General features: G+C 44.9%; 7 protein-coding genes. 4 read left to right on the forward strand and 3 right to left on the reverse strand.

Translation table 11 applies throughout. The features are described from left to right. Window positions 1-104: 104 nt before the first annotated feature. Both U2F10_RS00970 and U2F10_RS00975 read right to left on the reverse strand, forming a co-directional pair. Complete coding sequence (locus U2F10_RS00970; RefSeq protein ID WP_163659513.1) at window positions 105-1,490, reverse strand: glycoside hydrolase family 6 protein; 1,386 nt, start codon at window positions 1,488-1,490, stop codon at window positions 105-107. Between the two features lie 429 nt (window positions 1,491-1,919). Next, window positions 1,920-2,612 carry a hypothetical protein gene (locus tag U2F10_RS00975; RefSeq protein ID WP_163659511.1) on the reverse strand — a complete coding sequence of 231 codons (693 nt, stop codon included), beginning with the start codon at window positions 2,610-2,612 and terminating at the stop codon, window positions 1,920-1,922. Between the two features lie 279 nt (window positions 2,613-2,891). On the opposite strand from U2F10_RS00975, the gene U2F10_RS00980 reads away from it, so the two are divergent. Then, complete coding sequence (locus U2F10_RS00980) at window positions 2,892-3,227, forward strand: hypothetical protein (protein WP_499870222.1); 336 nt, start codon at window positions 2,892-2,894, stop codon at window positions 3,225-3,227. A gap of 1,100 nt (window positions 3,228-4,327) precedes the next feature. Beyond that, window positions 4,328-4,834 carry a hypothetical protein gene (locus tag U2F10_RS00985; protein WP_163659509.1) on the forward strand — a complete coding sequence of 169 codons (507 nt, stop codon included), beginning with the start codon at window positions 4,328-4,330 and terminating at the stop codon, window positions 4,832-4,834. 181 nt (window positions 4,835-5,015) lie between these two features. Here the strand turns inward: U2F10_RS00985 and U2F10_RS00990 are convergent, their stop codons facing one another. After that, window positions 5,016-5,798 (reverse strand): 6-phosphogluconolactonase, encoded by a 783-nt coding sequence (locus U2F10_RS00990; RefSeq protein WP_499061518.1) that lies wholly within the window; start codon window positions 5,796-5,798, stop codon window positions 5,016-5,018. Between the two features lie 222 nt (window positions 5,799-6,020). On the opposite strand from U2F10_RS00990, the gene U2F10_RS00995 reads away from it, so the two are divergent. After that, window positions 6,021-8,810, forward strand: a complete 2,790-nt coding sequence (locus tag U2F10_RS00995; RefSeq protein ID WP_499870224.1) for a UPF0182 family membrane protein — start codon at window positions 6,021-6,023, stop codon at window positions 8,808-8,810. A 227-nt stretch (window positions 8,811-9,037) separates the two neighbouring features. After that, a complete protein-coding gene (locus U2F10_RS01000; protein ID WP_499870226.1) occupies window positions 9,038-11,014 on the forward strand; it encodes a sensor histidine kinase in 1,977 nt (658 codons plus the stop codon). The last annotated feature ends 194 nt before the right edge of the window (window positions 11,015-11,208 follow it).

Raw genomic sequence — 11,208 nt, forward strand, 5'->3', positions numbered from 1 at the left:
GAGAATGTCAGGACAATTTTCTGATGGTGATCTTTACACCATGTTTTGCCTATCCCCTCAATTGCAATATTTGTCTAAGTTTGTCCTGAGTCTACTATTGGCAGTCATGGAAGTGGGGGATAAGCATTTTCGACCAACATTTCAAACTGTTCCGCGAACCACCACCCGGCATGGGGGGCCCCAGCCATGGCATTAGTCGAGTATTGTGGTTTGTCTCTATTGGTCGCGTTCGGATCGCACATCCCATCAAATCCTTTGGCCGGATCATTGGGATCAATAATGCCAGCTTCGCTAACACCATCAGATTCTCCCGGAGGTTTCACCCATACAAAGGCATCAAAATGTTCATAAGGTTCTACGACCGGGCGTTCACCGATACCCATGCCGATCTGGTTACACCAGCCACCGCGATGAGGTCGTCTATCAATGCGAGACTCATCTACAAAGGTATTCACATCTGTAGCGGTGCTGGCAACAGTCGGACGATTTGGGCCGCCCCATCCGTTACGGCTGGTATCCACTAACATACCAATCGTCGTCGGTAGACCTTCAGCCACAAAAGCATCGTACATCGCGCCCATATAGCTGATTTCGTCAATATAGGGGTTCCAGTCATAGAAATCAGAGGAGCGGCTCGGCTGGCCACCAGTATATTCTTTAATAAACGGCTCAATTATCGGGGTGCTGCCGGAGGTATTTGAAATAAAACCATCCACTGCGTTTACGCCAGCTTGTGTGCCCTTAATCGTATCAGCGATCAACGTCACCGTCGGACTAAACGCACTATCCCAGCCTAACCAACCAGAATGACCAAGATCAACATAGGTATAGACGTTAGGGATTGGATACAGCTTATTTAAAGCATATTTCACACCTTCGACATATTCGCCACTCGATTTTGCCTTTGCACAGGCAGGCGTTGAAAGGTTGGTGACAAGGTTAGGTAATGAATCCGGTTCGATCGTGGCGACAATCCGGATATGGGCATATTTCGGATCGCTAACAATCTTTGCGATCGGATCGATGTAGTCAGTTTTATAGCGTTCAATGCCCCCATGGGGAATTTCGCCATTTGAAGCCAACGCATGACAATCCCGGTTCGGTAGATTGTAGACCACCATCAAAAAGGTGATCGGTTTACCGGGGAGCTTTTGCGCTAGCGCGGTATCCAAATGCTCACGTAAGCTCATGGCAATTTTGGTGCCATCGGTCGCTGTTCCTGTAATTGCGCCAATGCGATCCATCCAGACTGCGGTCGGGTAGGTGGCGACCTGGGCCATTTTTTCGCCTAATCTGCCAGCGGTTTGGGTGGCCTGTTTTTTCACGTTTTCCCCATAGTCCAGGTTCAGGTAGGCAGTTGCCCCAACAAACGGATTGTCAACATGGAGTTTTGCATATGCAGTTTCATGCACAGTTGTCGTTAGTGTGGTTACAGCCAGCATTCCAACAGTCAGTAACCATACAAAAGATTTTAGTTTTGTAGACTTCATAAAGTCCTTCATTTTTTTAAATAAAAATAACTTAAGGGCGGGGGGACACCATTTAACCTGTATTGGTTCAGTGTGCAATGAAATTTTCACACCTAAAAATAAGCTATATCATGCCTGGCATGGGTGATGTATGGGGATGCTCCTTATTACGAAAAAACTATATAAAAAGAGTATTGAGGGAAGATACTTATAATAAATACTTCGTCGAATAGATAGCTCCAGGAGATACTGATGGAAAATAGCTTCGAGCTATCAGATGAATTGAACAGGTAAGAGGTTCCGCTACTATCAGGAAAATTTAATAATGGTGTCGTCACTGGACAACAATTTGGTTTGACACAGCTAAAATAGTGATTAGAGTTTTGCTGAAAATTTTGCCCCATAAGCAATCCCACAATTACTATTAACCTATCAGACGACTTGATCACACTAATCAGTAGTCGATGCCATTACTACTACAAGCGTTGAGTCTGGTCGGCAAAAGTAAGTGCAAAACAACGTACCCCACCATTCTTTTCCTGCGTCAAAGTAATTGGAACAATCGTCGCTCCAGCTATAGATCTGCCCTGCATCAGTGAATGATGCAAAGAAGTGTTCTGCGATCTCTAAAAATAGCGTGTTGAGTTCTAAGGACGATCCAGTAATACCGTATGGAGGAGATAGAAACGCATCAGCAAGCCCAAAACTGTCAGGTTCATAAAAACCGCACTCTCCAACGATATTCTCTGGAATTTCCGCGTCGCCAACCCAAAATAAGTCATTGACGTGTCGCTTGCTTTGACCCCTGACTAACAGTTTCCGAGACGACACGTTAAAGGACGAACCTAGGAATTGCTCCAAGCTGATGATATTCCCAACAAATTTGCTGACATCATATGTCAACTGAAAAAAATCATCTCGATTGTGATGCTGATTTTCAGGGCTTTCGAGAATAGTGTGAAAGTCCTCATCAATATCTTGGGCTATTGCGTCTAAGGCTAATATTGCGGCTTGCCAATGAGTATCATAATCATCGTAGGGTTGCTCCTCCAACTCCATCGCTACCCAATCGATGACTCCGCCTCGTTCTTTATACTGCTGCAATAACTGTTTTTGCTGCTGACTTAATTCCGCTAATTTCATGGAGCCTTTGCTCTCTCATTATTTGATAAATATAGGCACATCTTCAGACTAGTATTGGGATAAAATTGAGCTAATGATGCCTGTCGTCCGCCGCTAGTAACCTTTCAAGCTTAACCAGAAACCTCTAAACGTTCGTGGCCATGGACGTTGTTACCCTGCTTACTGAGTCAACATAAATAAGGGTGGGTTTTTGTCTAATCTTGGCAGATAATCCCATTGTCAGGGCATAACAACATTCAACTTAAAAAGTAATCTAGTTAACAGTAAATCTGTAAAAATGTGAATAGTGCTTCTCCCCACGATTGTCTTGACACCTGTTCAATGTTAGTGACGGTGGAAGATGGAAAGGCTACTAAAGTAGCGGATAATCCCGATTACCCATTCACCCAGGGAACCCCATGCAGCAACGTTAGCGACTATATTCGTTTTGTGCCAGTTGTCTCGGGCACGGTGACTGTCGAGGGTCGCCTGAGGCTATGTCTATTACGGGAAGGAGAATGGGATGCTTTAATGCTGGGGCGGGCGGGGCTTGCGATCGCAAAAGGTCAGAAATTGTTTGCTAGACCTAACCTACATACAAACAATCAAGCCATGTACTTGATCGATGGACTTTAAACAAATTTAAACAAACCTGAATTTTTTAAGAGTCTTGCGATCAAAGATTTTTATGTCACTAAGATTATCTGTGACGGCAAAGATACTCATCTATGAATTTTGCATCTCAAATCAACACTAATCCATGGCTTCATTTTTCAATGATCAGTTTGCTATGGCTTTTTAATGGTCTTTGCCTTCTATATTGCATGGCCACTCTAGCTGTCTTTATGAAAATTCTGTTGACTTAGATGGTTTAGTTTAGACTCAAGCGAAGTGATTAAGATCAAGCAGACTATACATTGATTCTGATAAATGTCTTGTGTCAGATTATGGTGTGCTCACTGAAATAATCTTCCGAAACGCAAACTTTTACAGCCTCATACCCAAAACAACAAAATAGCTGTTCTTTTCCTGGCCACAAGACTGAAGTCTTAAAGTTGAGGCCATAAGGTCGAGAAATCAGCCACAATGTGAGAACGATCTTCGGCCTCATATTGTGGCTGGCCCTATTTTTAGGTAAACCACACAACAATCTCTCAATTCATCAGATAGACCACATCAAACCTTTTGTATTTTTCAAGCTATGCTACATCTCAATATCAAATAACATACGCTTATTTTGAGTGCCGTTCAGCATCCTTGATCCTGAGCTTTTGGCGCAGCGGCACTCAGTATTGGGACCCAGGATGATGTAGCCAGGTTTCAGCATGCAGTTTCAACTGGGCTATCAAATACAGCCTTACTCTCGACGTAGTCAGGAATCGCATCGCCAATTAAGTTGGACGTTCGGTTGTAAAATTGTGACCTACGAGGCTGCCATGACATGACAACATTCAGGGCATAAGGGGCACATAAAGATCATCTATGAAAGACAGACACCCTTAGAAATAAAGGTTTCAAGGATTTATGAGAGAACTTTAATTAAACAAAGAATAGGAGTTAAGGTAGGTACCGTCCATGGATGTCTGACCATTGGAATCCGTAGAAATACGGAATTAGCTATGTATTTCTGTATTTTTTTCCTGTCCATAGATCCTTTGGCAGAATGCTGAACTATGTCAAGGTCAATAGGCCATAGGAGTTCCAAGTTGTACCCCGTTAAAAAATGGTTCAATCCGATGTTTTTAATTAACAACCCCATTCCCTGCGATGGGGTTTGGTCATCCCAACCCCATCGTCAGCCAAAGCTATGGGAACGACTGATTCAGTTAATATATAACGCTTTAAATATAATCTTTGGAGTAAGTTGGGGGCAGCAGTTTGCCATGGTTGGGCAATCCCCTACACACGATTACATGCCCCTAGAAGTGCTGCCTGATTACTATCTCAACAGTGATAGTGCTAAACGGCTGTGGCAAGATTGGCGGGTATTACGACGATTATTCATTCGTCGCGATCACAGTCGTGATTTGCTTTTGCAAGGTCAGTCTGGTTGGTTACCTATCCACGGTATGACCATTCACCAACAGCTAGTGACTATCACCACCGATGAAGGTGAGACAGTATTGGATTTAGATGAGCCTGTTGTCTGGCTCAGTCGTGCTAACCCAGCTAATACAAAAATCTCACAAGAACCTATTTGGACCGTTGGGTTACAGAATAATAGTTTGTGGTGCCCTGCCTAATGAGGACGATCAGTTCTCAGTGTTGAGTGCTGATTCATAAATTTCTGATACAGGAAATCTAACAAAAGAAACAGTGACAGGCGTTGCGCTACCGGCAAATCTCTAGGAATTGTGAGAGCGATATGGGGTACAAGCGTTAGCATGGTAGGCGTTTATTTCGCCTCTGTTGACTCTTGTACCTTTATGTCATATTTGAGAAGAGTCGGCAGGCTGGTTCATCTATAAAGAGAGTGTTTTTTCCTTTGCCATCAAGTCTTAGAATAGAAGCAGGACAAGCTTCAGATGGAGAGACTGTTAGTACCGTTTTAAGAACATCAGCTTTATAATCTCCAAAGACACAGCAGAGATTATATCGAGCACTGCGGATGGCACTCAGGCTGAGGGTAATCGCATAGGCAGGAACAGCTGAAAGCTGTGGGAAATATCCAGAGGTCAATTGTTGTTGGCGGTTGATGTTGTCCAAGCGTACAAGTTTTACCCATCGAGAATCATGGAAATCTGCTACGGCTGGATCATTAAAGGCTAGGTGGCCGTTATCGCCAATACCCAGTAAACAGATATCAATTGGTTTTTGGGTGAGCAACTGGGTGTAGCGATCGCACTCTTCAATCGGCTCTAATGCATCACCATTGAGATAATTAAATACTTGAAACGGTAACCATCGGACAATGTGATGGTGCAAGTAAGCGCCAAAGCTAGCCGGATGCTCGCGACTCAAACCTAAAAACTCATCCAGGTGAAAGCCGATCACCCGTGACCAATCTACAGTGGTATCACGGCGAAGGTACCCTAATAGACCCAGTTGCGATCGCCCGGTAGCAAACACGATGGTGGCCTGTGGCTGATGCTGAAGTGTCTGCTGTAGCTGGACAATAACTTGCTGTGCCGCCGCCTGAGCTAACGAGTCTGGATCTGGATAGACTCGCACATTAAGCGCATCGACCTTAAACCTGCGGTTAGACATCGCCACTTAGCCTAAATTCTCAGATTTACATAACACTAGAGCAACGCCATAAAAGTTAAAACTTGCTCGGTGATCATGGCCTACTATGCACTAGTTTCTTTTGACTACTTAAAAAAAACTCTGGGATTCATAAGCTTGCGCTAAGCTTTGTAGGTTCGAGGAACAAATGGTGTAAACCATCTTTAATCCCCGATACTTGGGCGTTATCTGACAGGTTAGAGCATGAGTGCAAAGTGGTTGTGGCTAATTCTCGGAGGGTTGCTTGCGCTTACCTTCTCTGGATCCTTCGTGCACTTGATCACAGAAGTGTGGTGGTTCGACTCGGTTGGGTTTGCAGATATTCTATGGACTCGATTGCGCTGGCAGGGTGCGATCGCAATCCTAGCCTTTGCCAGCTGGTGGTTAATTTTATTCATAAACTATGCAATTGCTCAACGCATTACTCGCGAACGTCCCCTACGGGTTGTGCAAAATCCCCAGTGGGATCCCTATTTACCAAGCTTAATCCGCTACGTTAGCTTCGGTCTGATTACGTTGCTAGCTTTAACCGCTGCCATCAATGGTATTGAAGCCTGGCAGGACGTCCTCAAGTTTCTTCACCCGGTAGACTTTGGTGCCCAAGACCCTCTGTATGGGCGCGAAATGAGCTTTTATATTTTCCAACTCCCCCTCTTCGAGAGTTTACATAGGGCTATCATCGAAATATTGGTATGGAGTCTAGCACTTGCAGCCAGCATTTATGGGGTTAAAGGAGAAATTCGCCCAGAACGCGGTTGGAAATACTTTCTCACCGGAGAAGTCAAAACCCACTTCTGTGTATTGTTAGCTGGATTAGCTGCTGTCGTTGCCTTAGGATTTTGGCTCGCTCGCTACGAACTCCTTTATTCTTCAACAGGCGTTGTCTTTGGTGCCGGCTATACCGATGTCAATGCTCGTATGCAAGCCTACGGCATCATGGGATTCATCACCATTGCCGTCGGTATTTTATTCTTACTTTCCCTGTGGCGTAGCGGTTTTCTGCTACCGCTTACAGCCATTAGTCTCTATGTAGCCGTTTTTGTTCTGGTGACTGGGGTATACCCCTGGGGGCAACAAAAGTTTGTTGTAGAACCTAACGAACTGCAAAAAGAAGCTCCCTACATCGCCGATAACATTGAACTTACCCGCCTAGCCTACGGTCTAGATGATGTTCAGCAAGAATCTTTTGACGTTAAAAATCAGCTAGATGCCACTACTCTAGCAAGTAATAGCGGCACTATCGACAACATTCGCCTATGGGACTATCGCCCTCTGCAAAGTACCTACGGTAGTTTGCAAACCCTACGTCCCTATTACAAATTTCAAGACGTTGACATTGATCGCTACACCTTAGATAACGACTATCGTCAGGTAATGTTATCGCCTCGGGAGCTAGTGGATGATGCCCTACCCGACCAAGCTCAAACATGGGTCAACCAACACATAATTTATACCCATGGCTATGGTCTGGCCATGAGCCCAGTGAATAAGGTTACCGAAGATGGTCTACCGGAATTATTTATCAAGGACTTACCCCCAACAAGCACTGTCGATCTCACCATCGAGCAACCTCGAATTTATTATGGGGAAGCAACAGATCGCTACATCTTAACCGGTACTGACCAGGCCGAATTTGACTATCCCCTAGGCAATGATAACGCCCAATATAACTACACAGGTCCTGGGGGTGTTCCCATTGGTTCCATGCTACGAAGACTAGCCTATGCTTACAACCTAGGCGACTGGCAACTGCTACTGTCCAACTCTCTCGGAGAGAATTCTCGGATTCACTACCATCGATTAATTCAGCAGCGCATTCAACAGTTAGCTCCCTTTCTTTCCCTCGATAGCGATCCCTATTTAGCCATCATTGACGGGCGACTCCAATGGATTGTTGATGCCTATACCCTCAGCGATCGCTATCCCTATTCTGAACCTCTATGGCGCAGTGAGGGCATTGAAGACGTATTACAGGGGCGCGCTATGCAGCGTATTGTCAGCAGTGGCACTAACTACATCCGTAATCCTGTTAAAGCTGTGGTCGACGCCTATGACGGCACCATCAAGCTTTACATTGTTGACACAGAGGACCCGATTCTGGCTTCTTTTCAACAGAGCTTTCCCACATTATTTGACAATTTAGAAAGCGCACCACCTACACTCCAACAGCATTTTCGCTATCCTCAAACGCTGTTTAAGATTCAGGCTCAAGTCTATCGGGCCTATCATATGGAGCGTCCAGATGTGTTTTACAACCAGGAAGACCTCTGGGATTTCCCAACTCAGATCACACGGGAAGAAAGCTCAGAAACCCTGGAACCGTACTACGTCATCATGAAACTGCCCGAGGGTGAAGCAGAAGAATTTATGTTGATCGTGCCTTTTACCCCGGTACAGAAAAATAATATGGTGGCGTGGATGACAGCACGCTGTGATGGGAATAACTATGGCAAACTGTTAACCTATGAATTCTCTAGACAGGCCTTAATCTATGGCCCTCGCCAAATTGATTCCCGTATCGATCAAGATACTGAAATTTCTCAACAATTAACGCTTTGGAATCAAGAAGGCTCAGAAGTCTTTCGTGGGGATTTACTGGTTATCCCTATTGAGGAGTCACTGCTGTATGTAGAACCTGTCTATCTACAAGCGCGGGGACAAAATAACAATAGCAACGCTATTCCAGAACTCAAACGGGTGATTGTGGCCTACAAAGACACAATTGTGATGGAACAAACATTGGAAGACAGTTTAACTAGACTGTTTGGGCAGCTTCGTCCTACACCTTCAGTGGCAGAAACCACCCCAGAAACATCGACGCCACCACCGACACCGGCATCTCCCACAGCCGATCAACAGGCTCTGATTCAATCTGCTCTAGAAGCTTACACCCAAGGTCAGCAAGCACTACAACGGGGAGACTGGCCAGCCTATGGGGCTGCTCAAACACGCTTAGGAAAACTACTTGAGCAATTAACTAAAGCAGAAGAGTAAAGCCATGGTGCCCATGACCTATCGGTATCAGTCATCACATAGCTGTGTTTAGAAACACCTAATTTTTTAGACTGTTTCTGAGTATGGGCTCCTGACGACCCCTGATCGCGTCTGGAAGTGTAGAAGGGAACAACTGACAGTCATAGCGATCCGGAATTGCTTTGCTCGTCTGGATACTATGGGTTCCCAGCCTACGACATCCATCCAGCCTGTAAGGGAAGCTCAGCGTGAAAATCAAATCTAAAAGCCTACTGCTTCGGCTCATTACTCCCCTGTCGTTATTGTCTGTCGCTACCATATTGACAATTTCAGTGAGCACATATTTCTCGGCACGGGAAACCCTGAAAAGATCGCTATACGACCGCTTGAGCGTAGCAGCCACCCTCAAGGAAGAAGAACTCACTCAGTGGTTTCAAACCCATCGTAACGATATTCTGCTGCTGGCCCGTTTGCCAGAAATTCAGACCCAGACTGAGCGCCTGGTATCTGACATGGCTCCACCTCCGGAAGATATCCCCCAAGCTGAACCGCCATCTGCTCTAGAACTCAAAAAAAATGCCCGCACAAAACTCGCATCTTATCTGCGAAACATCATCACGCTGAAGCCCGACTTCGCAGAGGTGTCAATTGTGGCAGACGATGGCATGGTTGTGTTTTCAACCAATAAAAAACTAGAAAATACGTCTCAATCCCTAGACGCCAATACAACCTACTTTGCTGATGGCTCAGGCGATATTACCCCCATTCCCTACAGTTCTCCCACCACCGGTACAACAGCTATTACCTTAGCAACACCGATCCTAGATGCAGCTAAAAATCGGATTGGAGTGCTGAGGGTTACTCTAGATTTAAGAGAAGTGGATGCCTTAATTCAGGAACGAACCGGACTAGGTAAAACGGGAACCACATACCTGGTTGGCCAGATCGAGGAACAAAATACATTTATTGTCTCTGATAAAGATGAAGAATCAGCAGGTAATATCAGCAGCTTTGCCATTGATGCCGCCACCTCAGGCGAAAGTGGGGCTGGTCTTTATCAAAACTATGCAGGCAAACCGGTCATTGGTGTCTACCGTTGGTTAGATAGCCAAAATCTAGCTCTCCTAGCGGAAATGAACCAACGGGAAGCGTTTGCTCCAGCCCGTGCCCTCGCCAGGAATATCTTATTAATCGGTTTTGTGGCAACGGGGTTATTGTTATCAGGTATTTATTTATTATCTCGTCGTATTACTCGACCCATTACAGAAATTACTAAAGCTGCGATTCAGCTCCAAAGCGGTCAACTCGAGCAGTCACTGTCAGTCAATAGTAAAGATGAAATCGGTGTCCTGGCTCAGGCATTCAATCATATGAGTCAGCAGCTCAAACAGTCTTTTGATACCCTAGAAAGTACTAACCAAGAACTGGAAATACGGGTTAAGGAGCGAACAGTTGAGTTAGAAGCAGCAAAAGAAGTGGCAGAAGCTGCCACTCGTACCAAGAGTGCTTTTTTGGCTAATATGAGCCACGAACTTCGAACACCGCTCAATAGCATCATTGGCTATAGCGAAATGATCGAAGAAGATGTGGAAATTATTGGTGAGGCCAGTCTCATTCCTGACTTACGTAAAATTCAGGGCTCTAGTAAACATTTACTCAATTTAATTAACAGTGTACTTGAGCTGTCCAAAATTGAGGCGGGTCGCATGGAGCTACAGCTACAATCCGTAAATGTCATGGCTCTTGTAGAAGATGTCCTGGAAACTATCCGACCAAACGCAGAAAAGAAACTCAATCACATCACTCTCAATACGGCTAATACCATGGGTTCGATTGAAACCGACTTTGGTAAACTACGCCAGTGCCTTTTACATTTACTCAGTAATGCCAATAAGTTTACTGAGCGCGGTCAGATTATTCTCACTGTGCAAACATCACAGCATCAAGATGAAAGCTACCTTGAATTTACAGTTGAAGATACGGGTATTGGCATAGCTCCAGACCAGCTAGAACATGTTTTTGAAGCATTTACTCAAGCTGATGATTCATCAACTCGCCCATTTGATGGTACTGGCTTAGGGTTAACCATCACTCGCGAATTTGTGTATATGCTTGGAGGTGTTGTCACAGCCCAAAACAGACCGAATAAGGGGGCTATGTTCAAAATTCGGATTCCTCAGATAATTCCTCGCGTTAAGCACCAGTTAGCCACTGCTGAGGTTTAAAGTACCCGTGCTAAAGAGCAAACCATAACTAACTTCCAACAGTGAGTGTTGAAGAGACGTTCCATGGAACGTCTGTACATCCAAAATTTGGCGTTAATGGATTTTATTTCCTAAGACTGTGTAGCTGACGTTCGAAAAATTGGTATAGAAAGGCCTTTTATATAAACCGTAGTCTTAATAGAGACAGATTACCC

It is taken from the genome of Leptothoe sp. EHU-05/26/07-4 (genome assembly GCF_043421015.1).
Classification (GTDB): Bacteria; Cyanobacteriota; Cyanobacteriia; order Phormidesmidales; family Phormidesmidaceae; genus Leptothoe; species Leptothoe turfae.